The organism is Devosia sp., from assembly GCF_017307565.1.
In the GTDB taxonomy this organism is placed as follows: Bacteria; Pseudomonadota; Alphaproteobacteria; order Rhizobiales; family Devosiaceae; genus Devosia.
This window is the reverse complement of the sequence record NZ_JAFKHD010000362.1, coordinates 1-25,579: the sequence shown is the minus strand read 5'-3', so window position 1 is coordinate 25,579 and position 25,579 is coordinate 1. Positions and strand designations below refer to the sequence as shown.

At 61.6% G+C, this 25,579-nt stretch carries 21 protein-coding genes; 12 read left to right on the top strand and 9 right to left on the bottom strand.

Translation table 11 applies throughout. The features are described from left to right. Positions 1-125 precede the first annotated feature (125 nt). Together J0I64_RS15105 and J0I64_RS15100 are read left to right on the top strand one after the other, a co-directional pair. The gene (locus tag J0I64_RS15105; RefSeq protein WP_291409693.1) at positions 126-1,127 is read left to right on the top strand and encodes a ligase-associated DNA damage response exonuclease; all 1,002 of its coding nucleotides are present in this window, start codon (positions 126-128) and stop codon (positions 1,125-1,127) included. Continuing rightward, positions 1,124-2,695, top strand: a complete 1,572-nt coding sequence (locus J0I64_RS15100) for a cisplatin damage response ATP-dependent DNA ligase (RefSeq protein ID WP_291409691.1) — start codon at positions 1,124-1,126, stop codon at positions 2,693-2,695. The genes J0I64_RS15105 and J0I64_RS15100 overlap by 4 nt, the downstream gene beginning before the upstream one ends. Before the next feature lie 30 nt (positions 2,696-2,725). On the opposite strand, the gene J0I64_RS15095 is transcribed toward J0I64_RS15100, so the two are convergent. Genes J0I64_RS15095 through J0I64_RS15085 form a run of 3 tightly spaced genes read right to left on the bottom strand, consistent with a single transcriptional unit; the run spans position 2,726 to position 5,367 of the window. After that, positions 2,726-3,259, bottom strand: coding sequence for a phosphatase (locus J0I64_RS15095; RefSeq protein ID WP_291409689.1), 534 nt, complete (start codon positions 3,257-3,259; stop codon positions 2,726-2,728). Between the two features lie 3 nt (positions 3,260-3,262). Beyond that, on the bottom strand, positions 3,263-3,655 hold the full coding sequence (locus J0I64_RS15090) for a MerR family DNA-binding transcriptional regulator (protein ID WP_291409687.1): 393 nt from the start codon (positions 3,653-3,655) through the stop codon (positions 3,263-3,265). Beyond that, positions 3,652-5,367, bottom strand: a complete 1,716-nt coding sequence (locus tag J0I64_RS15085) for a long-chain fatty acid--CoA ligase (protein WP_291409685.1) — start codon at positions 5,365-5,367, stop codon at positions 3,652-3,654. The genes J0I64_RS15090 and J0I64_RS15085 overlap by 4 nt, the downstream gene beginning before the upstream one ends. A gap of 316 nt (positions 5,368-5,683) precedes the next feature. On the opposite strand from J0I64_RS15085, the gene J0I64_RS15080 reads away from it, so the two are divergent. From J0I64_RS15080 to J0I64_RS15035, 10 genes are all read left to right on the top strand, one after another. Beyond that, a complete protein-coding gene (locus J0I64_RS15080) occupies positions 5,684-8,203 on the top strand; it encodes an acyl-CoA dehydrogenase (RefSeq protein ID WP_291409683.1) in 2,520 nt (839 codons plus the stop codon). Positions 8,204-8,241: 38 nt separating this feature from the next. Beyond that, positions 8,242-10,203 carry a 3-hydroxyacyl-CoA dehydrogenase NAD-binding domain-containing protein gene (locus J0I64_RS15075; RefSeq protein WP_291409681.1) on the top strand — a complete coding sequence of 654 codons (1,962 nt, stop codon included), beginning with the start codon at positions 8,242-8,244 and terminating at the stop codon, positions 10,201-10,203. 13 nt (positions 10,204-10,216) lie between these two features. After that, a complete protein-coding gene (locus J0I64_RS15070; protein WP_291409679.1) occupies positions 10,217-11,503 on the top strand; it encodes an acetyl-CoA C-acetyltransferase in 1,287 nt (428 codons plus the stop codon). Further along, entirely contained in the window at positions 11,500-11,661 is a 162-nt protein-coding gene (locus J0I64_RS15065; RefSeq protein ID WP_291409677.1) for a hypothetical protein, read from the top strand. The genes J0I64_RS15070 and J0I64_RS15065 overlap by 4 nt, the downstream gene beginning before the upstream one ends. 324 nt (positions 11,662-11,985) lie before the next feature. Further along, positions 11,986-13,602: a peptide ABC transporter substrate-binding protein gene (locus J0I64_RS15060; protein WP_291409675.1), complete on the top strand. Its 1,617-nt coding sequence runs from the start codon at positions 11,986-11,988 to the stop codon at positions 13,600-13,602. 106 nt (positions 13,603-13,708) lie between these two features. Beyond that, positions 13,709-14,632: an ABC transporter permease gene (locus J0I64_RS15055; RefSeq protein ID WP_291409673.1), complete on the top strand. Its 924-nt coding sequence runs from the start codon at positions 13,709-13,711 to the stop codon at positions 14,630-14,632. Beyond that, positions 14,632-15,552 (top strand): ABC transporter permease, encoded by a 921-nt coding sequence (locus J0I64_RS15050; protein ID WP_291409672.1) that lies wholly within the window; start codon positions 14,632-14,634, stop codon positions 15,550-15,552. The genes J0I64_RS15055 and J0I64_RS15050 overlap by 1 nt, the downstream gene beginning before the upstream one ends. Next, complete coding sequence (locus J0I64_RS15045) at positions 15,552-16,274, top strand: ABC transporter ATP-binding protein (RefSeq protein ID WP_291409670.1); 723 nt, start codon at positions 15,552-15,554, stop codon at positions 16,272-16,274. The genes J0I64_RS15050 and J0I64_RS15045 overlap by 1 nt, the downstream gene beginning before the upstream one ends. Further along, positions 16,271-16,525 carry an oligopeptide/dipeptide ABC transporter ATP-binding protein gene (locus J0I64_RS15040; protein WP_291409669.1) on the top strand — a complete coding sequence of 85 codons (255 nt, stop codon included), beginning with the start codon at positions 16,271-16,273 and terminating at the stop codon, positions 16,523-16,525. Before J0I64_RS15045 ends, J0I64_RS15040 begins: the two co-directional genes overlap by 4 nt. Beyond that, a complete protein-coding gene (locus J0I64_RS15035; RefSeq protein WP_291409668.1) occupies positions 16,525-17,544 on the top strand; it encodes an ABC transporter ATP-binding protein in 1,020 nt (339 codons plus the stop codon). Before J0I64_RS15040 ends, J0I64_RS15035 begins: the two co-directional genes overlap by 1 nt. Positions 17,545-17,632: 88 nt before the next feature. Here J0I64_RS15035 and J0I64_RS15030 read toward each other — a convergent pair whose 3' ends face one another. The 6 genes from J0I64_RS15030 to gltB all read right to left on the bottom strand — a co-directional run. Next, a complete protein-coding gene (locus tag J0I64_RS15030; RefSeq protein WP_291409667.1) occupies positions 17,633-18,424 on the bottom strand; it encodes an anti-sigma factor in 792 nt (263 codons plus the stop codon). Continuing rightward, entirely contained in the window at positions 18,421-18,927 is a 507-nt protein-coding gene (locus J0I64_RS15025) for a sigma-70 family RNA polymerase sigma factor (protein ID WP_291409665.1), read from the bottom strand. Before J0I64_RS15025 ends, J0I64_RS15030 begins: the two co-directional genes overlap by 4 nt. A 14-nt stretch (positions 18,928-18,941) precedes the next feature. Then, the gene (locus J0I64_RS15020; protein WP_291409695.1) at positions 18,942-19,328 is read right to left on the bottom strand and encodes a hypothetical protein; all 387 of its coding nucleotides are present in this window, start codon (positions 19,326-19,328) and stop codon (positions 18,942-18,944) included. An 87-nt stretch (positions 19,329-19,415) separates the two neighbouring features. Then, a complete protein-coding gene (gene hpt, locus J0I64_RS15015) occupies positions 19,416-19,961 on the bottom strand; it encodes a hypoxanthine phosphoribosyltransferase (protein ID WP_291409663.1) in 546 nt (181 codons plus the stop codon). A 177-nt stretch (positions 19,962-20,138) separates the two neighbouring features. Further along, positions 20,139-21,566 carry a glutamate synthase subunit beta gene (locus J0I64_RS15010; RefSeq protein ID WP_291409662.1) on the bottom strand — a complete coding sequence of 476 codons (1,428 nt, stop codon included), beginning with the start codon at positions 21,564-21,566 and terminating at the stop codon, positions 20,139-20,141. 156 nt (positions 21,567-21,722) lie between these two features. Next, positions 21,723-25,579 (bottom strand): glutamate synthase large subunit (gene gltB, locus J0I64_RS15005; RefSeq protein WP_291409661.1); only part of this gene is annotated, 3,857 nt, incomplete at its 5' end.

Genomic DNA, 25,579 nt, shown 5'->3' with positions numbered 1-25,579 from the left:
CATGTCTTGCTCCTCTTTTCCATTGGGTTTGTAACAGTGCGGCCCGAATGACAACCCATTCTCCGCGGGATGATGATTGCTGCTGGGGGATGAACCGCCCGGGCCGAGCCAGCGTTGAGGGGATCATGGGCTTCATCATCGACCGCAACCTCTACGTTCCTGAGATCGACGCCTGGATCGATCCGCCCGAGCCCAAGGCGCGGGCAATCATTACCCATGGCCATGCCGACCATGCGCGGTCGGGACATGGCGCCGTGCTGGCGACGCCTCATACGATCGAGATCATGAAGGTGCGCTACGGTGAGGATTGCGCCGGGCGCTTTCAGGCGCTGGATTTTCACGATCCGCTGCAAATGGAGGGGGCGACAGTCACCTTCTTTCCTGCGGGTCATATTCTGGGTTCGGCGCAGGTCCTTATAGAGGCGGAGGGGCAGCGAGCGGTTGTGACCGGTGACTACAAGCGGCTGCGGGACCGTACGGCGCAGCCCTATGAGCCGGTGGCATGTGACCTGCTGATTACCGAGGCGACGTTTGGACTGCCGGTGTTCCAGCACCCTGACCCCAAGGATGAAATTGCGCGGCTCTTGAAATCAGTCGCGGCGCAGCCGGAGCGAAGCCATCTCATCGGCTGCTATGCCTTAGGGAAGGCGCAGCGGGTGATTGCGCTTTTGCGCGATGCGGGATGGGACAGGCCGATTTATCTTCATGGTGCCATGATCAGGCTTTGCGAGCTCTATCAGTCGCTTGGCGTAGAACTTGGAGAATTACTGCCGGCGACAGGCATGCCGAAGGCAGAGATGATGGGGCAGATCGTCATCGCGCCACCTTCTTCCATTCGCGACCTCTGGAGCCGGCGTTTCCCTGATCCGGTCGTGTGTCAGGCGTCTGGCTGGATGAGCGTGAAACAGCGCGCAAGACAGGCGCTGGTAGAACTGCCGCTCGTGATTTCGGACCATTGCGACTGGGGCGAGCTCAATGTCTCGATCCTCGAAAGCGGCGCCGAGACCGTGTGGGTGACGCATGGGCGCGAGGATGCGCTGGTCTATTGGTGCAAGAAGCAGGGGCTCAATGCGGAACCACTGGCGCTGCCAGGGCTCGATGATGATGGCGGGGAGGGCGGAGAATGAAGCGCTTCGCCGATCTTCTGGAACTGCTTGCCCTGACGCCATCGCGCACGCGAAAGCTGGAGGCGCTGAAGCGGTATTTTGTCGAGGTGCCGGATCCGGATCGCGGCATCGCTCTGGCGGTGCTTACCGGCGAGATGGATATTCGCAATGTGAAGCCAGCGCTGTTGCGCGAGACGGTGCTGGCCGAGGTCGACGAAACGCTGTTCAGGCTAAGCTATGACTATGTCGGCGATCTCGGAGAGACCATTGCGCTGATCTGGCCGCACAGGGAAGAGGGGGAATTGCCGAGGCTTTCTTACCTCGTCGATCTGCTCAATCACACCAGCAAGGCGGAACTGCCCAGGGTGATTTCCAGGCTGTTGAGCCAGGCCGCCATTCACGAGCGCTGGGCACTGGTCAAACTGGCGACGGGGGCGCTGCGCGTCGGGGTTTCGGCAAGGTTGGCAAAGACTGCGCTGGCGGAAATGAGCGGGGTTGAGCTTCAGAACATCGAGGAGGTTTGGCATGGGCTGGAGCCGCCCTACGCCAATCTCTTTGCCTGGCTCGAAGGCAAGGCGAGGCGGCCCGATATCGACAATGCGGCGCGGTTTCATCCGCTGATGCTGTCCAACCCCATCGAGGACAAGGATTTCGAAAAGCTCGATCCCAAGGACTTTTCGGCCGAGTGGAAATGGGATGGTATTCGGGTTCAGATCGTCATGGGTCCGCAGGGCGTGTCGATGTTTTCGCGCACCGGCGACGAGATCAGCGGCTCGTTTCCCGATGTGGTCGATAAGGTCATGGGCCGCGCAGTGCTCGACGGCGAATTGCTCGTCGGGCACGATTTCGATGCCAGGAGTTTCAATGACCTGCAACAGCGGCTGAACCGCAAGGTGGCTCAGGCCAAGCAGATGCAGGAATTGCCGGCCTTTGTGCGGGTCTATGACATGCTCTTCGATGGCGATGAGGATATCCGGGAGTTGGGCTGGGAGGGACGGCGCGCGCGGCTGGAGGCGTGGTTTGCCAACAATCCGCAGACGCGGATGGACCTGTCCGAGGTGCTGCCGTTTGATAGCTGGGAAGATCTGGGGCGGCTGCGCCGGCAGGGTGCCGATGAACACGGCCATGAAGGGGTAATGATCAAGCTCAGGACTGCGCCCTATGTGCCGGGGCGACCAAAAGGGTTCTGGTTCAAGTGGAAGCGCGATCCCAATGTGGTGGATGCGGTGCTGATGTATGCGCAGCGCGGGCATGGCAAGCGCAGCTCTTATTATTCGGACTACACTTTTGGCGTCTGGAAGGGGAACGAGATCGTGCCGATCGGAAAAGCCTATTTCGGCTTTACCGATGAAGAGTTGAAGCAGCTCGACAAGTGGATCCGCGCCAACACGACGGCCAGCTTTGGGCCGGTGCGCGAGGTGAAGAAGGAGCTGGTTTTCGAGGTGGCGTTCGACTCGGCGCAAAAGAGTGGCCGGCACAAATCCGGCGTGGCGCTGCGATTTCCGCGCATAAGCAGGATCAGATGGGACAAGCCGGCGCAGGAGGCGGCGCGGCTTGAAGACATGGATGCGTTTGTGGGGACGACGTGAGGCGGGGCGAGGGAGGGCTGGCGACTGCCGTTACGCCACGGCGCGCCTTAGTCCGGAGGTTGGGAACTTGCGGCCGGCCTTGATCAGCTTGCTGTCGAGACCCAGCGTCTTGTCCCAGAGTGCAATAACGAGCGGGCTCGGGGCAACATTGGGAAAAGTCTTGAAAATGGTTTGGCCGGCTTTGTCGGCGGGCAGGTAGCGCGCGAGGATGCCCAGCGCGGTGGCGGCGCCTCTGGTGCTGCCTTGCAGGCAGTGGATCATCAGGCGTGCATCCTTGGGGAGACCGTCAACGAAAGTCATGATCTCGTCGATATGGGTGCGGGTTGGCGCGCCGGGGGCGGCGGGATCAGCAACATCCTCGAAGCGGGCATGGAGCTGCTTAGTCTGATCAAAGTCGGGCAGGCCGAGATAGCGGCTTTCCGGTCCATAGATAGAAATGATGTGGCTCGGGGCCCATTCGAGGCCATTGCGGCGCGCCTCGGTCTGGCTGCAGACCAGCATGGCGCAGGGCCAGCGATTGGGATGGCCGGTACCGTCTGTCAGGGACGCGAACAATTCTGACATGGCCTAACTCGCAGGGGAGACTCGATCTCGCGCAAGTTTGCGGATTTCTTGCAGTTCGGCAATCGTGGTTTGCAGGTCAGCCAATTGTTGTTCAAGCAATTCTAAACGCTCGTCCACTTTTTCGGCGAGCAAGTTTACCTGTTGGCCACGATCGGCGTCATAGAGCGCCAGATAGTCGGAAATGTCCCGCAGCGAAAAGCCGAGCCGCTTGCCACGCAGTATCAGGATCAGCCGGGCGCGGTCGCGGCGGCGGAAGACGCGGGTGGCGCCGAGGCGCTCTGGCGCAATCAGGCCCTTGCTCTCATAGAAGCGGATGGCCCGGGTCGAAATGCCGAACTCGCGGGCGAGATCGGCGATGGAATAGAGGTCCGGGGCCTCGATGTCGGGGGACGTCACTGCTTCCTGGCTTTCTGCTGGGCATATTCCTCGCGCAGCTCTTTCTTGCTGAGCTTGCCGATCAGCGTCTTGGGCAGCGCGTCCTTGAAGATGATTTCCTTGGGCATCTCGATCTTGTTGAGCTTTTCGCCCAGGAAATGCTTGAGGTCAGCCTCGCTGGCACTCTTGCCTTCGCGGAGTTTCACGTAAGCGACGGGGGCCTCGCCGCGATAGTCGTCGGGCACGCCGATGACGTTGGTTTCCTCGACGGCCTCATGGGTCATCAGCGCTTCCTCGATGGTGCGCGGATAGACGTTGAAGCCGGAACAGATGATGAGGTCCTTGATGCGGTCGACGAGGAAGACGTAGCCATCTTCATCGACATGGCCGACATCGCCCGTACGCAGCCAGCCGTCTTCAAAGGCTTCCGCCGTAGCTTCAGGATTGTTGTAGTAGCCTGGCATGACCTGGGCGCCCTTGACCTGCAACTCGCCGTTTTCGCCGATGCCGGCCTCTTTCTTGGTGTCGACATCGACAAAGCGAATATCGGTGCCGGGCAGGGGCAGGCCGATGGACATGGGCTTGGAGGCAACGCGCAGGGCGGCGCAACAGACGACGGGCGAGGCTTCGGTGAGGCCATACCCCTCGGCCAGGATGGCTTTCGACTTTTTACCAAAGGCGCTGCGGACTTCATCGGGCAGCGCCGCGCCGCCTGAAATGGCGACCTCGAGGCTCGCGAGATGTTCCGATGTGGCTGTGTCGGCGCGCGCAATGGCATTGAGCAGGGTCGGCACGGCGGGCAGCACATTGGCCTTGGTGCGCAGGAGCAAGTCCAGCAACGCCTTCAATTCGAAGCGCGGCAACATGACCACCTGGGTGCCATTGCAGAGCGGCACGTTCATGCAGACGGTCATAGCGAAGATGTGGAAGAAGGGCAGGACCGCGACGACCTTTGAGGGCGGATAGAAGAGCCCGCAGCCCCATTTGTCGATCTGGCTCATATTGGCCGCGATATTGGCGTGGGTCAGCAGGGCCCCCTTCGGGACGCCAGTGGTGCCGCCGGTATATTGCTGCACGGCTATATCGACCTTGGGGTCGATATGGATCGCGCTGGGCGTCGCATTGGCCGAGATCAGCACGTCGAACTTGCTGATATTGGCGGCGTGCACCGAGCGTGTGGGATTAAGCAGGTCCTTGCGCTTGAAGAGCGAGTAGAGAACCTTCTTCGCCAGCGGCAGCGCGTCGGGGAAATGGCAGACAACCAGCGATTTGACATGGCCGGCAGCGAGCAGCGCCTCGGCCTTCTCAAAAATCTGCTTGAGATCAAGCGTGATCAGAATGTCGGCGCCGGCATTCTTGGTGATGTGGCTGAGTTCGGGGACAGTATAGAGCGGGTTGCAATTGACCACCGTACCGCCGGCCCGGAGCACACCATAATAGGCAATGGGGTAGAAGGGGGTATTGGGCAGCATGAGCGCGACGCGGCTGCCCTTCTTCACGCCATATTGTGACTGAAGGGCGCCGGCAAAGGCGACGATTTTCTTGGCCAGTTCGCCGAAAGTGGTGGTGCCGCCGAGGAAATCGAGCGCGACAGCGGAGGGATTGCGGGCGCAGGCAGCCAGAACCTGTTCGTGTACCGGGGGCGTGTCGATATCGGTCTGCCACTCGATCCCTTCAGGATAGCTGGCGATCCAGGGACGGACGCGATCGGGCGAATGGGTGTCGGTCGACATGCCTTGCTTTCCTCCTTTTGGTGCTGGCCGCCGGGTTTTCCCGCTGCCGCTTGGCTTGTCTCGCCCAGCACTTGGAAGGAATTATTTCACGCCTTTACGTTAGCGTCAAACAACTGCCCAAGATTTGGTGCCGCTGTGGAGGAGATGACGCGGCACACAGAGACGGGGTTGTTGTAAGTGAACGCAAACGACGCTTGGTTGACGTTTACGTAAACCTTGTTAGAGTGCGGTCAACAAATGCTCCGCCATGGTCTAGGATGGCGTGAGGCATGAGGGCTGGTTCGCGGTGTCGCGAAAACCGGTCCGGCGGTTTGGCATGGCGGGCGACGCCTCCAATCTTGGTGTCGCGCCGTCCGAGGAGGACAGTGCAGTGACCCTATTGCTTTTCGTTGTCGCTATTGCGGTATTTGCAACGCTCGCCATGCGCGAAAGCCCGCTCTGGCAGTGGGGCATCGCGGCGGTCATTATCGGCCTCGTGTCGGGCGTCAATTTTGCCTCGAGCGGCGCGACCTATGGGCTGGGTTTCGGCAGCTGGGTGCTTATTGTAATCGGCATCATCTTGCTGGCGCTGAGCCTTGAGCCGCTGCGCAAGGCCGTGCTGATCACGCCGATCTTTGGGGCCGTGAAATCCATCCTGCCCAAAGTGAGTCGCACGGAGCAGGAAGCGCTCGATGCCGGTACGGTGGGTTGGGATGCGGAACTGTTTTCTGGCCGGCCTGACTGGGACAAGCTGACCAAAATCCGGCCGCTGACGCTGTCGGCGGAAGAGCAGGCCTTTCTCGACAACGAGACAGAAACCGCCTGCAAGATGATCGACGACTGGGATATTCGCCACAACCGCGCGGACCTGTCGCCCGAACTCTGGCAGTTCCTGCGCGACAAGGGCTTTCTGGGCATGCTCATCGGCAAGGAGCATGGTGGCCTTGGTTTCACCGCGCAGGCGCAGTCGATGATCGTGTCGAAGATCGCCAGCCGGTCGGTCGCAGCGGGCATTACCGTCATGGTGCCCAATTCGCTCGGGCCGGGTGAGCTGCTCGAAAAATACGGTACGCCGGCGCAGAAGGAAAAGTACCTGCATCGCCTCGCGACGGGTCAGGACATTCCCTGCTTTGCGCTGACGGGCGTGCATTCGGGTTCGGATGCCGGCGGCATGCGCGATATCGGCATTGTGCAGAAGGGCATGTGGAACGGGCAGGAAGTGCTCGGCGTCAAACTGACCTTCGACAAGCGCTATATTACGCTTGCGCCGATCGCGACGCTGGTGGGCCTCGCGTTCATTCTCAAGGACCCGGACAATCTGCTCGGCCGCGGTGAGGATATCGGTATTACGCTGGCGCTTATTCCGAGCGATCATCCGGGGCTTGATATCGGTCGTCGCCACTATCCTGCACGTCAGGCCTTCATGAATGGCCCGGTGCGCGGCAAGGAAATGTTCGTGCCGATCGATTATCTGATCGGCGGCACGGAATATGCCGGCCAGGGTTGGCGCATGCTGATGGAGTGCCTCGCGACGGGCCGTGCCATTTCGCTGCCGGCTATCGGTTCGATCTCGATCAAGGCAACGCTGCGCGCGACTTCGGCCTATGCCCGTGTGCGTCGGCAGTTTGGTATCCCGGTCGGGATCATGGAAGGCGTGGCCGAGCCGCTGGGCGAAATGGTCAAGCGCGCCTACAGTTTCGAGGCGGCGCGGCGCCTGACCGCGTCGATGGTCGATGAGGGCCAGCGTCCGGCTGTAATCGCGGGTCTGCTGAAATACACGACGACCGAAGCCATGCGCGATAGCATGGACGATGCTTTCGATATCCAGGGTGGCCGCGCCATTCAGGATGGCCCAGGCAATTACCTCTTTGGTGCCTATCAGGCGCTGCCGGTAGCGATCACCGTCGAAGGCGCAAATATCCTGACGCGTACGCTGATGACCTTTGCGCAGGGCGTTTTGCGCGCACATCCCTACCTGCTCAAGGAAGTCGATGCGGCCCAAAACAAGGATCGCAAGGCTGGTATTGATGCCTTCGACAAGGCCTTTGGCGGGCACACAGCCTTCATGCTGCGCAATATTGTGGCGAGCTTCCTCCATGGCCTCACCAATGGCGCTTTTGCCTCATCGCCCAATGATGGACCGATGGCGGGGTGGTATCGCAAACTCCATCGCTATTCGCAGGATTTTGCGCTGGTGGCCGATTGGACCACTGTGGTTCTGGGCGGGGCGTTGAAGCGCAAGCAGAAGCTTTCGGGCCGCATGGCTGACCTCTTGGGCGATCTCTATCTGATGTCGGCGACGCTGAAGCGTTTCGACGAGGAGGGGCGGATTGCCGAGGACAAGGAACTGGTTGAGGCCATCATGGCCGACCGGATCGCGTCCATCGAAAAGAGCTTTGGCGAAGTGTTCGACAACTTCCCCAATCCCTTCTTTGCCTGGACCATGCGGTTCCTCTGCTTCCCGCTGGGGCGACATGCCAAGCGCGCCAGCGACCGGGTCAATTATCGCTTCGTGCGGGCCGTGCTGAGGCCGGGGGCGTTCCGCGATCGCCTGACCACCGGCGTTTATGTCACGACGGACCCTAATGATGTCACAGGCGTTCTCGAAGATGCCTTCATCAAGGTGACGGAGGCCGAGGATATCGAGGCCCGGTTCATCAAGGCGTCGCGCCGCGGCGTGTTCGAACGGCGGCTCGATCGCGATGCCATTGTCGATGCGGTCAAGGCGGGGGTCATCAATGACAATGAAGCCGGCATCATGCGGGCGGCGGACGAAGCGACGGAACGGGCAGTGCATGTCGATGATTTCGACAAGGACGTGTTGAAGCATACCGAGTCGCGCGCGGCAGCCGAATAAGAAGCCGGCGGATCGACAGGGAACACCGAGGAGCAAGCATGATCGTCCCACAGGCAACCGAAACGAAGCACTGGAGCTTCCACACCGATATCGAGAATATCGGCTGGCTCACGATCAATTCCCCCGAAGGTTCGGTGAATACGCTGAGCCGTGAAGCCATCATGGAACTCGAAACGCTGGTGGCGCGGTTCGAGGACCTGGCTAACAGCAAAGAACTGGTTGGCGTGGTGCTGCTCTCGGGCAAGGAGAGCGGGTTCATTGCCGGGGCCGACGTGTCCGAATTCGACGCCATGAGCGATTTTTCGGTGCTGCCCGAGGCGCTGCGGCGGACGCATGCGCTGTTTTCGCGGATCGAGAACCTGAAGATTCCGGTGGTTGCCGGCATTCACGGGTTCTGCCTCGGCGGTGGGCTCGAACTGGCGCTCGCCTGCCACTATCGCATCGCGGTCAACGACGACAAAACCCGCATCGGTTTCCCCGAGGTCAATCTCGGGATTTTCCCGGGCTTTGGCGGGACGGGGCGTTCCATTCGTCAGGCTGGGCCGGTCGACGCCATGCAGATCATGCTCACCGGCAAGATGCTGAAGGCTGGCGCGGCGCGGGGGCTCAATCTTGTCGACAAGCTCGTCAGGCATCGCGACATGCTGCGCTGGGAAGGTCGCAAGGCCGTTTTGCAGAATCGCAAGTCTCAGCCGGCCGGTTTCGTGAAGCGCGCGATGGCCGGGCCGCTTCTGCGCGACTATGTCGCCAACAAGATGCGCGAAGAGGTCGGCAAGAAGGCAAACCGGGTCAATTACCCCGCGCCCTATGCGCTGATCGAGCTTTTTGAGCAGCACGGCAATGACTGGCAGGCCATGGTTCGCCACGAGGTTGATGCCTTCGTGCCGTTGATGGGTTCGCCGACGGCCACGAATTTGCGGCGCGTGTTCTTCATGTCCGAAGGGCTGAAGAAGCAGGGACTGAAGGGCGCGAAGTTTTCGCGGGTACATGTCATCGGCGCGGGCGTGATGGGTGGCGATATCGCCGCCTGGTGCGCCTATCGCGGCATGAGCGTCACGCTGCAGGACCTCGATATGGCGCGCATTCAGCCGGCGCTCGATCGGGCCAAGAAACTGTTCCAGAAGCGCTACAAGAAAAAGCGCGAAGTCGATGCCGCCATGCTGCGGCTGACCGCTGACCCACAGGGCAATGGCGTGCCGCGGGCCGATGTGATCATCGAGGCGGTGGTCGAAAAGCTCGAAGTGAAGCAGTCGATCTTTTCCGGCGTGGAAGGCAAACTCAAGCCGGGCGCGATCCTTGCGACCAACACGTCGTCCATCGAATTGGAGCGTATTGCAGAAGCGCTGAAGGAACCGGGACGTTTGATAGGCCTGCACTTCTTCAACCCGGTGGCGCAGCTGCCGCTGGTTGAGGTGATCAAATCTAAATTCAATTCCGATGAGGCGATCGGCAAGGGCGCGAGTTTTGCTCTAGCCATCGGCAAGTCGCCAGTGGTCGTGAAGTCTGCGCCGGGCTTCTTGGTCAATCGTGTGCTGATGCCCTACATGCTCGGCGCCGTTGAACGGGTCGAGCGAGGCGAGAGCAAGGAATTGCTTGATGCGGCGGCGATGGCCTTTGGCATGCCCATGGGGCCGATCGAACTGATGGATACGGTCGGGCTCGATGTCGGCAAGTCGGTGGCGACCGAACTGGGTCATTCGGTCCCGGATGACAGCAAGTTTGCCCGGTTGATCGCCGAGGGTAAGCTGGGCCGCAAGACAAATGAGGGTTTCTATAAGTGGGAGAACGGCAAGGCCGTGAAGGGATCGGTACCGCCCAACGGCGATCTCGTGGCCTTGGGTCGTGAGCTCGTAAAGCCGCTGGTCGACATGACCGAAGTGGTGGTGGGCGAGGGCGTCGTCGCCAATGCTGACCTTGCCGATATCGGCGTCATCATGGGCACGGGCTTTGCCCCATTCCTCGGCGGGCCGATGCGGGCTCGCGCCGATGGTCGTGCGTAAGGGGGGAAAGAAAATGACTGAACTCAAGCGCGTTGCCATTGTCGGTTCGGCCCGCATTCCCTTCGCCCGCGGTGGCACGGCCTATGCGGATGAAACCAATCTTTCCATGCTGGCGACGACCCTTGGCGGGCTCGCCGACAAGTACGGCCTCAAGGGCGAAAAGGTGGATGAGGTAGTTGCCGGTGCGGTGATCAACCATTCGCGTGATTTCAATATTGCTCGCGAAGCGTTGCTCGATGCGGGGCTGTCGCCGCGCACGCCGGGCACGACGCTGCAGATCGTTTGCGGCACGGGCCTGCAGGCGGCGCTGGCGCTGGCGGGCAAGATTGCCTCGGGGCAGATCGATAGCGGCATTGCTGCAGGCTCCGACACGGTGTCGGATAGTCCAATCGTCTTCGGGACGAAATTCCAGCATCGTCTGCTCGCGGCCAATGCTGCCAAGACTGGCGGCGAAAAATTCAAGACACTGACCAAGGGTTTTTCCTTTGGCGAGCTGACGCCGGTGGCACCCTCAGTCAACGAGCCGCGTACTGGCATGTCCATGGGTCAGCATTGCGAATTGATGGCCCGCGAATGGGGCATTTCGCGCCGGGCACAGGACGAGCTGGCGGTGGCCAGCCACCAGAATGCCGCCAAGGCCTATGACGAGGGTTTTCACGATGACCTTCTCGTCCAGTGCGCGGGTCTCGTGCGCGACAACAATGTCCGGGCCGACAGCAATCTCGACAAGATGTCGACGCTGAAACCGGCCTTCGACAAGACGTCGGGCCATGGCACGTTGACGGCAGGCAATTCGACGCCGCTGACCGATGGCGCTTCGAGCGTGCTGCTCGCAAGCGAGGAATGGGCCAAGACCCGCGGACTGCCGATCCTCGCCTACCTCACGGTTGGTCGCGTGGCCGGCAATGACTTCGCCCATGGCGAAGGCCTGCTCATGGCGCCTACCATCGCCGTATCCGAAATGCTCGCCCGTGCAGGGCTCGGCTTTGCCGACATCGATTATTTTGAACTGCACGAGGCTTTCGCGGCGCAGGTGCTGTGCACGCTGAAAGCCTGGAAGGACCCGGCCTACTGCAAGGACGTTCTCGGCCGTGACAGTGTGCTTGGGGAAATTGATCCGGCCAAGATCAATGTGAAGGGCTCGAGCCTTGCCTACGGGCACCCCTTTGCGGCCACCGGCGCGCGCATTCTCGGCGTTACCGCAAAGCTGCTGTCTCAGCAGGCAAACAAGAGAGCGCTGATTTCTGTCTGCACAGCGGGTGGCATGGGCGTCGCTGCGCTGGTAGAAAGTGCGGCATGAGTGACAATGTCCTGAAATTCCGGCGGCCCGAGAAACAACCCGAGCCGCCAAAAGCCCGCCCGCCCAGAGGCCCGATGCCGAACTGGCTGCCTTTCGCCGTGCTTCTGGCTCTGGCGCTGGCAATTTATGTCGCGCAACAGGCCGGCCTTATCGGCTAACGGCCTGCGCCAATTCGCCCCAAGGATAGTTTAGGACACTGCTGCCAGCCGGTAGCAGTGTCTTTGCGTCCGATGGTCGGTTTTAGGAACGGCCTGCCGCAAAACTATTGCGCTGTGGAATGCCTTGCCATGGCTTCCAGGATGTCAACAAAAGGTCTCACGTTTACGCTTAGGTCAAGGTTTTGCTTGTCAGTGGACGCTTTTGCAAGATACCGTCCAGCAATCTTGACCGAAGGGACAAAACCCTTTGCGTGAGGGGTGGAGCCGCATGGGCAAACATGCGGACCAGCGAACTCAAGAATTCCACAAGGAGATGGGACGAGAATGAAGTTCACCACAGCTTTCAAGGCAATTGCGACTGCCGGCGCGATGGCGCTGATGATGTCGACGGCTGCTTCCGCCGTGACATTGCAGATGCACAACGGCGGCGATCCGGGCACGCTGGACCCGCACAAGGCCTCGGGCGACTGGGAAAACCGCGTCATCGGCGACTACATTGAAGGCCTGCTGACCGAAAACGCCAAGGCCGAAGCCATTCCGGGCCAGGCCGAAAGCTGGGACATTTCGGAAGACGGCACCGTCTACACCTTCCACCTGCGTGACGGCATTCAGTGGTCGGACGGCACCCCCGTTACCGCCGGCGACTTCGTCTTCGCCTTCCAGCGCCTGTTCAATCCGGCGACGGCGGCTGACTATGCCTACCTGCAGTTCCCGATCAAGAACTCGGAAAAGATCAACTCGGGCGAGATCACCGATCTCAACGAGCTCGGCGTCAAGGCCATCGACGACAAGACGGTCGAGATCACCCTCGAAGCTTCGACCCCGTTCTTCCTCGATGCGCTGACCCACTACACCGCCTATCCGGTGCCGAAGCATCTCGTCGAGAAGCTGGGCGACAACTGGACCAAGGTCGAGAACATCGTTGGCAATGGCCCGTACCTGATCAAGGAATGGCTGCCGGGCTCCTATGTCCGCTCGGAAAAGAACCCGGGCTACTATGACGCGGCCAACGTCCAGATCGACGAGGTATTCTACCACGTTCTCGAAGATCAGGCTGCTGCCCTCAACCGCTACCGCGCTGGTGAATTCGACATTCTGACCGACTTCCCGGCCGACCAGTACCAGTGGCTGCAGGACAATATGCCGGGCCAGGCACACGTGGTGCCGTTCCTCGGCGTCTACTACTACGTGATGAACCAGGAAGAGGGCCAGGTCCTCTCCGACGCCCGCATCCGCGAAGCGCTCTCGACCACCGTCGTGCGCGAAGTCATCGGGCCCGATATCCTGGGCACCGGCGAACTGCCGGCTTATGGCTGGGTTCCCCCGGGCACCAACAACTATGTTGAAAACGCCTATCAGCCGGAATGGGCTTCCGTTCCCTATGAAGACCGCGTTGCTCACGCCAAGGAACTGATGACCGAAGCCGGTTACGGCCCCGACAAGCCGCTGACCCTGCAGCTGCGCTACAACACCAACGACAACCACCAGCGTATCGCCGTGGCGATCGCCGCGATGTGGGAGCCGCTTGGCGTCAAGGTTGAGCTGTTCAACGCCGAAACCGCCGTGCACTACGACGCGCTGCGCGCTGGCGACTTCCAGGTCGGCCGTGCCGGCTGGCTGCTCGACTACAACGATCCGTCCAACACGCTCGACCTGCTCAAGACTGGCATCAGCCAGGACGGCACGATGAACTGGGGCAACAACTACGGTCGTTATTCCAACGCCGAATACGACAAGCTCATGGTTCAGGCTTCGACCGAACTCGACCTCAAGGCCCGCGGTGAACTCCTCGCTCAGGCCGAAAAGATCGCCATGGACGAATTCGCTGCGATCCCGATCTACTGGTACGTGTCCAAGGACGTCGTCTCGCCGAAGATCTCGGGCTTCGAAGAGAACGCCAAGAACATCTTCCGTACCCGCTGGCTCTCGAAGTCGGAATAAACGGAAAAAACTGATCGTGGGGGCCTTGAGCCCCCACGGTTCTTTTGCTGTGCAGCGCCCCCCGGCCCTTCCGTTTTCGGCGCTCCGGCCAAGGAGTTCATGACATATGTTGTCCTATGCCTTTCGGCGCGTGCTTTCGGCTATTCCGATTGCACTGATCGCCGTGACAGTCTGTTTTTTCATCTTGCGCCTGGCGCCGGGTGGCCCTTTCGACGGTGAGCGCGCTTTGCCGCCAACCGTGCTTGCGAACCTCAGGGCACACTACAATCTCGATCAGCCCCTGGTTGTGCAGTACTTCATCTATGTTTGGCGCCTACTGCATGGTGACCTAGGTCCGTCCATGGTGATCGACGGCTTCAATGTGAGCCAGCTCATCGCCATCGGTTTCCCCTTCACCCTCACCATGGCGCTCTGCGCCTTCGTGATCGCGACGGCCATCGGCATGCTCGCGGGCATGGTCGCCGCCGTCTACCAGAACAAGTGGCCCGACTACGTGTTGGTGCTTGCCGTGATGATCGGCGTGCTCATTCCCAACTTCCTCATGGCGGCGCTGCTGCAGCTGTGGTTCGGCGTCTACCTCAAGTGGGTGCCGGCAGGTGGCTGGGTCAATGGCAGTCTCATGCATCTCATCCTGCCGGTAACGGTGCTGGCCTGGCCACATGCCGGGCGTATCTCGCGCCTGATGCGCGGGTCGATGATCGAAGTGCTCGGGACCAATTATGTGCGCACAGCGCGCTCGAAGGGTCTCGGTGAACGTCTGGTGCTGTCGCGCCACGCGATCAAGCCCGCACTCCTCCCTGTCGTCTCGTATCTCGGACCTGGCCTTTCCTATCTGCTCACCGGCTCGCTGGCCGTCGAACAGATTTTTGGCCTGCCGGGGATCGGCAAATATTTCGTCACGGCCGCGCTCAACCGCGACTATGGCGTCGTTCTGGGAACGACCATTCTTTACATGTTCATCATTCTCGCTCTGAACCTCATCGTCGACCTCGTTTACGCCTGGCTCGACCCCAAGGTGAGGTATCGCTGATGGCCGGCATTACCGGAAAAGACCAGGTCCTCACGGCCTACGCCAACAAGCTCGCTACCCTCGATGCACCCAAGGGCCGTTCGCTGACCCAGGACGCCGTGCGGCGCCTCGTCCGCAACAAGATGGCCGTGCTGTCGATCTTCGTGCTCGTGGCCATCGTGCTTGTCGCCTTCATCGGCCCCTATTTCGTCACCTGGGGCTATTCCCAGGTGGATTGGGGCCAGATCCGCAAGCCGCCGAATTTTGATACGGGCCACTATTTCGGCACCGACCAGAACGGTCGCGACATGCTTGCCCGCGTGCTGCAAGGCACGCAAATGAGCCTGATCGTGGCGGCGGTTGCCACCTTCGTTTCGGTCTCCATCGGTGTCGTCTATGGCGCCGTCGCCGGTTATTTCGGCGGTCGGGTCGACGCCATCATGATGCGCATCGTCGACATCATGTATGCGCTGCCCTACATCCTCTTCGTCATCATTCTCGTCGTGATGTTCGGCCGCAATCCGGTGCTGCTTTTCGTCGGCATCGGTGCCATCGAATGGCTGACCATGGCACGCATCGTGCGTGGGCAGACCCTTTCCATCAAGGAAAAGGAATTCGTCGAGGCTGCGCGTGCGGGCGGGGCAAAGCCCTTCACCATCATCATGCGTCACATCGTGCCCAACCTTACCGGGCCGGTGGTGATCTACGCGACGCTGACCATTCCTGAAATCATCATCGCCGAGAGCTTCCTCTCCTATCTCGGCCTTGGCGTGCAGGAACCGCAGACTTCGCTCGGTACGCTGATTTCGGCCGGTGCTCCGGTTGCCGAAGTCATGCCCTGGCTGCTTCTGGCGCCGGCGGTTGTGCTGGTAACTCTGCTCTTCTGCCTCACCTATATCGGTGACGGCCTGCGCGACGCGCTCGACCCCAAGGATCGCTGATGACCAAAGTTCTTTCCGTAGAGGACCTCAGCGTTACCTTCGCTCTGCATGAGAGCGAGGTGCGTGCGGTCAACAATATCAACTTCTCGCTCGAGGCCGGGGAAACCTTGGCCGTGGTGGGCGAGAGCGGTTCGGGCAAGAGCCAGGCCTTCCTCTCGATCATGGGGCTTCTGGCAAAGAACGGCCGGACCTCGGGCAAGGCCATGATGGGCGATATCAATCTCGTCGGCATGGAAAAGTCGCGCCTCGACCGCATCCGCGGCAAGGACATCGCGATGATCTTCCAGGATCCGATGACCTCGCTCAATCCCAGCCTCAAGGTGAAGACCCAGCTCTCCGAAGTGCTGGTCAAGCACCGCGGCTTTGACAAGGCCAAGGCCGAGCGCGCTGCCGTCGAAATGCTGGAGCGCGTCGGTATTCCTGAACCGGTCAAGCGCGCCAACGCTTTCCCGCACGAAATGTCAGGCGGCATGCGCCAGCGCGTGATGATCGCCATGGCGCTGTTGTGCCAGCCCAAGATCCTCATTGCCGATGAGCCGACCACGGCGCTTGACGTGACGGTTCAGGCGCAGATGCTCGACCTCTTCAAGTCGCTCACCGACGATTTTGGGACCTCGCTCGTGATCATCACGCATGATCTGGGTGTGGTTGCCGGTGTCGCCGATCGCATGATGGTCATGTATGGCGGGCGCGCGGTCGAAAAGGGCACGGCTCGGGCATGACCCGGTCGAGGAAGGCGGCGCGGCTGCTCCATTCGACGCCGCACATCGCCCATCGCGCCGCGCGGCTCGACCCGATCCAGGGTCTGCCGCCGAGCCTTGAACACCTGCCCAAGGGCTGCTCGTTCAATCCGCGTTGCAGCTTCTGTTTCGACCGGTGCCTCGAAGAGCGGCCGCCGCTGGTGGCCACCGAAAACGGGCGCGAGAAGGCCTGTTTCTATGAGGGCCCGATGACTTATGGAAAGGTCGCGTGATGATCGAGACCCAAACCAATCTCATCGAGATCAAGGATCTCAAGAAGACGTTCTCGATCTCGACCGGACTGTTCGCCCGCTCCTTGACCCTGACGGCGCTGGAAAACATCAATTTCTCAGTCAAGAAGGGCGAAACGCTCGGGATCGTGGGCGAAAGCGGCTGCGGCAAGTCGACCCTTGGTCGCTGTATCCTGCAATTGCTCTCGCCCGATGAGGGGCAGGTGCTGTGGCTCGGCCAGGATCTGACCAAGCTGCCGGCCGAAGAGATGCGCAAGCGCCGCGCTGACCTGCAGATCATCTTCCAGGATCCGTTGGCTTCGCTCAATCCGCGCATGACTGTGGGCGAGATCATCGAAGACCCGCTGCGCACGCTCAAACCCGAGCTCAAGAAGGAAGAGCGCCGGGCGCGGGTCGTGAAGATCATGGAGGCCGTGGGTCTCCTGCCGGAAATGATCAACCGCTATCCGCACGAGTTTTCGGGCGGCCAGGCGCAGCGCATCGGCATCGCCCGGGCACTGATCACCGAGCCCAAGCTCATCGTCTGCGACGAGCCGGTTTCGGCGCTCGACGTGTCGATCCAGGCGCAGATTCTCAATCTGCTTGCCGAACTCAAGGACGAGTTCGGGCTGACGCTGATCTTCATCTCGCACAATCTTTCGGTTGTGCGGCACGTTTCCGATCGTATCCTGGTGCTCTATCTCGGCCGTATCGTCGAGCTCGCCACCGGCGACGAAATCTATGATCAGCCCAAGCACCCCTATACCAGGGCGCTGCTGACTGCGGTGCCGATCCCCGATCCAAAACTGGCGCGACAACGCAATATCGACGCACTAAAGGGCGAAATTCCCTCGCCGATCAATCCGCCGTCGGGCTGCACTTTCCGCACCCGTTGCCGTTTCGCCAAGGAGCAGTGTGCGCAGCAGCGTCCGCCGCTCGAAACGCTGGAAGGCGGCCGGCTCGTGGCGTGCCTGCGATGGCGCGAAATCGAGGATGTCGGGCAGGTCGCCGCGACGGCCTGAGGGTTTCGCACGGCGTGTCAGGTGCCCAGAAACAAGGGCGCGGCAGAAGATCTCTGCCGCGCCCTCTTTGTTTTCAGACAGTCCGAGACTAGCTTTCGTAGGCGGGCATGGTCGGGTTTAGCTGCGCAAAAACCGTGTGGGCGATGGCTTGCAGCTTTTCGGCCGAGTAGGGCGCCGTGATGGTGCAGCTGATGACATTGTCGGCCCAGAACAGAGCCGTATCGAGCCCGAGATTGGCGAGTTCATAGCGCGGCGCGTTGGGGCCGGGCGACGGGGTGACATAGAGGGTCAAGCGCGCGCCGGAGGCGTCTTCGTACATGAGCTGGGCGGCGCGGCCACCGGGGACTTCCGGGGCTGGTAGCAGACGCCCGCCGAGGAAATCGAGGCCCTGGGCACTGAGATCAGGCATGGCGAGGTTGGTCTGCAACCGGTTGGACAGCCAGCTCGAGAGGTGTTCGCTATCGTTGCCGGCGACCTCGACGGCGTGGCGCTTTTCAGCGACGAAGACCGTATGTGCGCTGACGGCCTCGGCGATCAGCCGGTCGGCAATATTGGGGGTGTCGCTTTGGCCGCGCAGCATCCAGCCGCCCCCAAGGCCCACAGCGAGCAGAACCAGAGCGGCGGCAAGGTTCATCCACGTGCGGCGGCGAGCGCCTTCTGCCTTCCGGGCAAGAGTGTCAACGGAAAGGTGTGCGGGGACTGGCTCGGCGGCAACTGGGCCGTAGAGGGTGCGGATAGCGTCGGTCTGGCGCTGCATCAGCGCGATATCGGCTGCGGCTTCCGGGGTCTCGGCAAGATAGGCTTCGACGCGTGTGCGCTCGGCAGGGGGCAGGCCGCCATCGACATAGGCCATCAATGTGTCGCGGGTCACAGCACTCATTTGACGGTTCTCAAATGCGGTTCGGAGGGTGCGCCGGTCAGCGTCTTCAGTGTCGCGCGGGCGCGGCCAAGGCGGCTCATCAGTGTGCCGAGCGGAATATCCAAAATGCTTGCAGCTTCCGCATAGGGCAGGCCTTCCAGGGTAACCAGCAGCAGGGCCTCCTTTTGTTCGAGCGGCAGGGCGCCAATGGCGCGGTCGAGTTCGGCCAGCGCCAGATGCCCCGGCTGCGGTGCCGGCACCGACGGTTCGGGGATGGCTTCGAGGTCCACCATGTCGCCGCGACGGCGGGCGCCGCGCAGGTTGTTGCGGTGAACATTGACCAGAATGGTGAAAAGCCAGGCGCGGATGGGCCCCTTGGGGCGGAACAGCCCGCGTCTGGCAATGGCGCGTTCAAGGCAATCCTGGACGAGATCGTCGGCACGATCGAGGTCGCGCGTCAGCGCACGCGCATAACGCCTGAGGGCCGGCACGGCGGCCTCGATCTCATGCAGAACATCGACCAAAGGGCGCCTCTGGATTATTCGATGGCAAGATGCCAGACACCACCGACGCCGTCACCCTTGACGTCACCGGCTGCGGTATCTTCATACCAGTAGTAAAGCGGCTTGGTCTTATAGGCCCACATCTTGGTGCCGTCGGTGCGGTCGACGATGGTGAAGTCACCGTCCGCCTTGGCTGCGGCATCGGCCATCAGCGGCGGCCATTTTACGGCGCAGTCGCCGTAGCAATTGGAGACGCCGGCGGCGTCCTTGTCGAAGATGTAGAGGGTCATGCCATTGGCATCGGTCAGCACCATCTTGCCGCTGATGTCGGTGGATTTGACCGCGCCGCCGAGATAGTCGGCCGCAAAGGTCGGGGCGACGATGAGGGCGAGGGCCGCTGCACCGGCGAGAAGCGAACGCAGGATCATGATTTGTCTCCTCTTGGCGGGCGCTTGATGCGCCCGCAAAGAGAAGAACACCTATGATAAGTGTTTAATCCCGAGCGGGGATTAATTTTCTTCGGTGAAGCGGACGGCGCCGATGTGGGGGAGGTTGCGATTGCGCTGGGCGTAGTCGATGCCGTAGCCGACAACGAAGCGATCGGGGATTTCAAAGCCCAGCCATTTGGCTTCGATATCGGTTTCGCGGCGGCTTGGTTTGCTCAGGAGAGCGCAGACTTCCATGCGGCGGGGATGGCGCGTTTCGAGGATTTCGAGGACGTGCTTGAGCGTGTGTCCGGTGTCGATAATGTCTTCTACAACAAGGACATCGCGCCCGGCGATCTCGCCGCGGAGGTCTTTGAGGATGCGCACTTCCCGGCTCGATTCCATGGAATTTCCATAAGAAGAGGCTTCGAGGAAATCGACTTCGACGGGCAGGTCGAGTTCTCGCACGAGGTCGGCGATGAAGATGAAGGAGCCGCGCAAAAGTCCGACGACGACGAGTTTGTCTGTGTCGGCGAAGTGGGTCGAAATCTCTTTGGCGAGGGCTTCGACGCGAGCGGCGATGGCCTTGGCGGAGATGAGTTCGTCGACGACGTAGGGCTTTTGGGTCATGGCGAGTCCGAGTAGCGCAAGCGCGAGACTGTTAGCAGACTGTTGGCATCGAGGGTAGCGGTTGGGCGAATTGGTCACAGAACGGCGACACCTCCGAGTGGGGTTCGGAGGTGTCGTGCTTGCTGCTGCTATTTTCAGTGTAACGCCCTCGGGTCGAGCCCGAGGGTGACGGGGGTGTTACCTCGGCAGGTCCGTCTTGCCCATCAGATCGAAGTCGATCGAGCGGGCGGCCTGGCGGCCTTCGCGGATGGCCCAGACGACGAGCGACTGGCCGCGACGCATATCGCCGGCGGCGTAAACCTTGGGCTGGGTGGTGCGGTAGGTCATGGTGTCGGCAAACAGGTTGCCGCGCTTGTCGTAGTCGGCGCCGAGTTCGGTCAGCATGCCGTCATGCACCGGGCCGGCAAAGCCGATGGCGAGGAGCACGAGGTCGGCCTTGATGATGAATTCCGAGCCGGGGATCGGCTGGCGCTTGCGATCGACGCGGGCGCATTCGACGCCGATGACGTCGGCTACGGCATTGACGATGATCTTCATGGTGCCAGCAGAAAACTCGCGGATGGCGCCTTCGGCCTGGGAGGACGAGGTGCGCATCTTGACCGCCCAGTTGGGCCAGTTGGTCATCTTGTTTTCGAGCTCGGGCGGCATCGGGCGAACGTCGAGCTGGGTCACGGCGATGGCGCCCTGACGGAACGAGGTACCGACGCAGTCGGAAGCCGTATCGCCACCACCGACGACGACGACATGCTTGCCGGCGGCGGTGAGCTGGACTTCGTGGGAAACGTCTTCGTAGCCGACGCGACGGTTCTGCTGCACGAGGAAGGGCATGGCGTAGTGGACGCCATTGAACTCTTGGCCTTCGACGTCGACTTCACGCGGACGTTCCGAGCCGCCGCAGAGCAGCACGGCGTCGTGGTCGCGCTGCAGGTCGGAGAGCGGGACGTTGACGCCGATATTGGCGCCATAGTGGAAGGTGACGCCCTCGGCTTCCATCTGGGAGACGCGGAAGTCGATGTGTTCCTTCTCCATCTTGAAGTCGGGAATGCCGTAGCGGAGGAGACCACCGGCCTTGGGCTCACGCTCGAAGAGGTGAACTTCGTGACCAGCGCGGGCGAGCTGCTGGGCCGCAGCCATGCCGGCGGGACCGCCGCCGACGACGGCGACCTTCTTGCCGGTCTTGGCCTTGGGCAGCTGCGGCTTGACCCAACCGGCGCGGATCGCCTTGTCGGCAATGGCCTGTTCCACGGTCTTGATGGCGACCGGGGTGTCTTCCAGGTTCAGCGTGCAGGCTTCCTCGCACGGGGCGGGGCAGATGCGGCCGGTGAATTCCGGGAAATTGTTGGTCGAGTGGAGGTTGCGCGCAGCCTCTTCCCAATCGTTGTTGTAGACGAGGTCGTTCCAGTCCGGGATCTGGTTGTGGACCGGGCAGCCGGTATCGCCGTGGCAGAACGGAATGCCGCAATCCATGCAGCGCGCCGCCTGGTCGACGATGCGACCTTCGGTCATCGGGATGGTGAATTCGCCGAAGTGACGGATGCGGTCGGAAGCCGGTTCGTAGCGCGGTTCTTCGCGTTCGATCTCGAGAAAGCCTGTTACCTTACCCATTTCGTACCTGCCTCAACTGCGGGCCAATCACTTCACTGCTCAAGTTCACCGCGTCATTCCCGCGAAAGCGGGAATCTATGTCGCGGTGATGAAGGGAGATTCCCGCTTTCGCGGGAATGACCCGGTGGGTTGATACAACCCCGTGATGGAAAACTGTCATTCCGCGGCCACGTGTGCGCCGGATGAGCGCTTGCGTTCCATCTCGAGGATGGCACGGCGATATTCAACCGGCATGACCTTCACGAATTTCGGGCGCATCTCGACCCAGTTGTCGAGGATCTCCTTGGCCTTGGTCGAGCCGGTATAGTGCAGGTGGTTGGAGATGAGCTGGTGCAGGCGCTCGTCGTCGTGCTTGGTCATGTCGCCCGAAATGTCGACGCGGCCATGCCATTCGAGATCCCCACCGTGGTGGTGGAGCTTCTGCATCAATTCTTCTTCTTCCTGCACCGGTTCGAGATCGACCATGGCGAGGTTGCAGCGCGACCGGAAAGTCTCGTCCTCGTCGAGGACATAGGCCACGCCGCCAGACATGCCGGCTGCAAAGTTGCGGCCGGTGGGGCCGATGACGACGACGAGGCCGCCGGTCATATATTCGCAGCCATGGTCGCCCGTGCCTTCGACAACGGCGATGGCACCCGAATTGCGCACGGCGAAACGTTCGCCGGCGATACCGCGGAAATAGGCTTCGCCCTTGATGGCGCCGTAGAGCACGGTATTGCCGACGATGATCGACCTGGTCGGATCGAAGGAGACCTTGTCGGACGGGCGCACGACGATGCGGCCACCCGAAAGTCCCTTGCCGACATAGTCATTGGCGTCGCCGATCATGTCGATGGAAATGCCCTTGGCAAGGAAGGCGCCAAAGGCCTGGCCGGCGGTGCCGCGCAGGGTGATCGAGATCGTGTCCTCGGGCAGGCCTTCATGGCCATACTTCTTGGCGAGGGCGCCCGACAGCATGGCGCCGGCCGAGCGGTCGCGGCTGCGGATCGGCAGTTCGATCTGCACCGGTTTTCCCGATTCAAGGGCGGGCTTGGCCAATTCGACGAGCTTGCGGTCGAGCACGGCTTCGAGGTGATGGTTCTGGCTCTCGGAGTGATAGAGCGTGTCGCCACCAATGGGCTCGGGCTTGTAGAAGACTTTTGCGAGGTCGATGCCTTCGCTCTTCCACTGGCCTTCGGCGCGGCGCTGATCGAGAAGGTCGGAGCGGCCGACCAGCTCGTTGAGGGTACGCGCACCCATTTCAGCCATCAGGCCACGCAGTTCTTCAGCGATGAAGAAGAAGTAGTTGATGACGTGTTCGGGCGTGCCCTTGAAGCGCTTGCGCAGCACCGGGTCCTGGGTGGCGACGCCAACCGGGCAGGTGTTGAGGTGGCACTTGCGCATCATGATGCAGCCGGCAGCGATCAGCGGCGCGGTCGAGAAGCCGAATTCGTCGGCACCGAGCAGGGCACCGATGAGGACGTCACGGCCGGTCTTCAAGCCACCGTCGACCTGGAGCTTTACGCGCGAACGCAGGCGGTTGAGGACCAGGGTTTGATGGGTTTCGGCGAGGCCGATTTCCCATGGGCCACCGGCATGCTTGAGCGAGGTCAGGGGCGAAGCGCCCGTGCCGCCATCGTAGCCGGAGATGGTGATGTGGTCGGCGCGTGCCTTGGCAACGCCGGCCGCAACCGTGCCGACGCCCATTTCCGAGACCAGTTTTACGGAGATGTCGGCGGCTTCATTGACGTTCTTCAGGTCGTAGATGAGCTGGGCGAGATCTTCGATCGAGTAGATGTCGTGGTGCGGCGGCGGGGAGATGAGGCCGACGCCGGGGGTCGAGTGGCGCGTCTTGGCGACGACCCAGTCGACCTTGTGGCCGGGCAGCTGACCGCCTTCGCCGGGCTTGGCACCCTGCGCAACCTTGATCTGGATCTGGTCGGAATTGACCAGATATTCGGTGGTGACGCCGAAGCGGCCGGAGGCGACCTGCTTGATGGCGGAACGCAGCGGGTTCTGCGAACCGTCAGCCAGGGGCTTGTAGCGATCGGGCTCTTCGCCGCCTTCGCCGGTGTTCGACTTGCCGCCGATCCGGTTCATGGCGATGGCCAGCGTCGTATGCGCCTCGCGGCTGATCGAGCCGAAGGACATGGCGCCGGTGACGAAGCGCTTGACGATGGTCGCGGCGCTTTCGACTTCTTCGAGCGGGACGGAGGGCCCGAGCGGCTTGATGTCGAAGAGGTGGCGAATGGCGAGGTAGCCGTTTTCGCCCGAGTTCACGCGCTCGGCAAAGCTGTTGTAGCGGTCCTGCGCGGTTTCCGGGCTTTCCTCAAAAGTGCGGACGGCGTGCTGGAGGTCGGCGACGACGTCGGGGCTCCAGGCATGCTTTTCGCCGCGGATGCGATAGGCATATTCGCCACCGACATCGAGCGACTTCTTGAGGACGGCATCGTCGCCAAAGGCTTCGGCGTGACGGCGCACGGTTTCCTCGGACACTTCACGGAGGCCGACGCCTTCGATGGAGGTGGCGGTGCCGAAGAAATATTTCTTCACGAATTCGGAATTGAGGCCGACCGCGTCGAAAATCTGGGCGCCGCAATAGGACTGATAGGTGGAAATGCCCATCTTGGACATGACCTTGAGGAGGCCCTTACCGACCGACTTGATGTAGCGGTAGACGACTTCGTCGGCCGAGACTTCCTCGGGGTAGTTGCCTTCGGCATGGAGCGATTGCAGCGCTTCGAAGGCGAGATAGGGGTTGATGGCTTCGGCGCCGTAGCCGGCCAGCATGGCGAAGTGGTGGATTTCGCGCGCTTCGCCAGTTTCAACCACGAGACCGGTCGAGGTGCGGAGGCCCTTGCGGATCAGGTGGTGGTGCACGGCGGCGAGGGCGAGGAGCGTCGGGATATCCAACCGATCCGCTGCGATCAGGCGATCGGAGAGGATGATGATGTTGTATTCGCCGCGCACGGCTTCTTCGGCCGCCTGGCAAAGGGCATCAATGGCCGCTTCCATGCCTGCCGCGCCGTCTACGGCGGGGTAGGTGATGTCGAGCGTCTTGGTCTTGAACTGGTTGGTGTCGATGTCGCCGATGCCGCGGATCTTTTCGAGATCTTCATTGGTCAGGATCGGCTGGCGCACTTCGAGGCGCTTGACCGTGGACAGACCTTCGAGATCGAAGAGGTTGGGGCGCGGACCGATGAAGGAGACGAGGCTCATCACCGATTCCTCGCGGATCGGATCGATGGGCGGGTTCGTGACCTGCGCAAAGTTCTGCTTGAAATAGGTGTAGAGGAGCTTGGACTTGTTGGAGAGCGCCGAGATTGGCGTATCCGTGCCCATCGAGCCGACGGCTTCCTGGCCAGTGGTGGCCATGGGCGCCATCAGGAGCTTGATGTCTTCCTGGGTATAGCCAAAGGCCTGCAGGCGATCGAGGAGGGCCTCGGTCGGTTCGGGGGCCTTGGGTGCAACGGCCGGCAGGTCTTCCAAAACGATCTGGGTGCGGGCGAGCCAATCGGCATAGGGGTTGGCGGTCGCAAGGGTCGCCTTGATCTCTTCGTCGGAGATGATGCGGCCCTGCTCAAGATCGATGAGCAGCATGCGGCCGGGTTGCAGGCGCCAGCGCTCGACGATGTCTTCGTCGGGAATTGTAAGAACGCCCGATTCCGAGGCGAGGACCACATGGCCTTCCTTGGTGACGAGATAGCGTGCCGGACGCAGGCCGTTGCGGTCGAGGGTGGCAACGACATAGCGGCCGTCCGACAGGGACATGGCGGCGGGGCCGTCCCAGGGTTCCATGAGCGAGGCGTGGTACTGGTAGAAAGCGCGGCGCTTTTCATCCATCAGCGGATTGCCGGCCCAGGCTTCCGGGATCAGCATCATGGCTGCGTGGGGCAGCGGGTAGCCGCCGCGCACGAGGAATTCGAGCGCGTTGTCAAAGCAAGCGGTGTCCGACTGGCCTTCGTAGGAGATCGGCCAGATTTTTGAGATGTCGTCGCCGAAATACTTCGAGTGGACCGAGGCCTGGCGGGCCG

Coding starts and splice junctions, on each gene's coding strand:
- J0I64_RS15055 (WP_291409673.1), top strand. CDS start 13,709: ATGTTGTCCTATGCCTTTCGGCGCGTGCTTTCGGCTATTCCGATTGCA.
- J0I64_RS15045 (WP_291409670.1), top strand. CDS start 15,552: ATGACCAAAGTTCTTTCCGTAGAGGACCTCAGCGTTACCTTCGCTCTG.
- J0I64_RS15060 (WP_291409675.1), top strand. CDS start 11,986: ATGAAGTTCACCACAGCTTTCAAGGCAATTGCGACTGCCGGCGCGATG.
- J0I64_RS15035 (WP_291409668.1), top strand. CDS start 16,525: ATGATCGAGACCCAAACCAATCTCATCGAGATCAAGGATCTCAAGAAG.
- J0I64_RS15030 (WP_291409667.1), bottom strand. CDS start 18,424: ATGAGTGCTGTGACCCGCGACACATTGATGGCCTATGTCGATGGCGGC.
- J0I64_RS15095 (WP_291409689.1), bottom strand. CDS start 3,259: ATGTCAGAATTGTTCGCGTCCCTGACAGACGGTACCGGCCATCCCAAT.
- J0I64_RS15085 (WP_291409685.1), bottom strand. CDS start 5,367: ATGTCGACCGACACCCATTCGCCCGATCGCGTCCGTCCCTGGATCGCC.
- J0I64_RS15065 (WP_291409677.1), top strand. CDS start 11,500: ATGAGTGACAATGTCCTGAAATTCCGGCGGCCCGAGAAACAACCCGAG.
- J0I64_RS15010 (WP_291409662.1), bottom strand. CDS start 21,566: ATGGGTAAGGTAACAGGCTTTCTCGAGATCGAACGCGAAGAACCGCGC.
- J0I64_RS15080 (WP_291409683.1), top strand. CDS start 5,684: ATGGCGGGCGACGCCTCCAATCTTGGTGTCGCGCCGTCCGAGGAGGAC.
- J0I64_RS15105 (WP_291409693.1), top strand. CDS start 126: ATGGGCTTCATCATCGACCGCAACCTCTACGTTCCTGAGATCGACGCC.
- J0I64_RS15070 (WP_291409679.1), top strand. CDS start 10,217: ATGACTGAACTCAAGCGCGTTGCCATTGTCGGTTCGGCCCGCATTCCC.
- J0I64_RS15050 (WP_291409672.1), top strand. CDS start 14,632: ATGGCCGGCATTACCGGAAAAGACCAGGTCCTCACGGCCTACGCCAAC.
- J0I64_RS15040 (WP_291409669.1), top strand. CDS start 16,271: ATGACCCGGTCGAGGAAGGCGGCGCGGCTGCTCCATTCGACGCCGCAC.
- J0I64_RS15100 (WP_291409691.1), top strand. CDS start 1,124: ATGAAGCGCTTCGCCGATCTTCTGGAACTGCTTGCCCTGACGCCATCG.
- hpt (WP_291409663.1), bottom strand. CDS start 19,961: ATGACCCAAAAGCCCTACGTCGTCGACGAACTCATCTCCGCCAAGGCC.
- J0I64_RS15075 (WP_291409681.1), top strand. CDS start 8,242: ATGATCGTCCCACAGGCAACCGAAACGAAGCACTGGAGCTTCCACACC.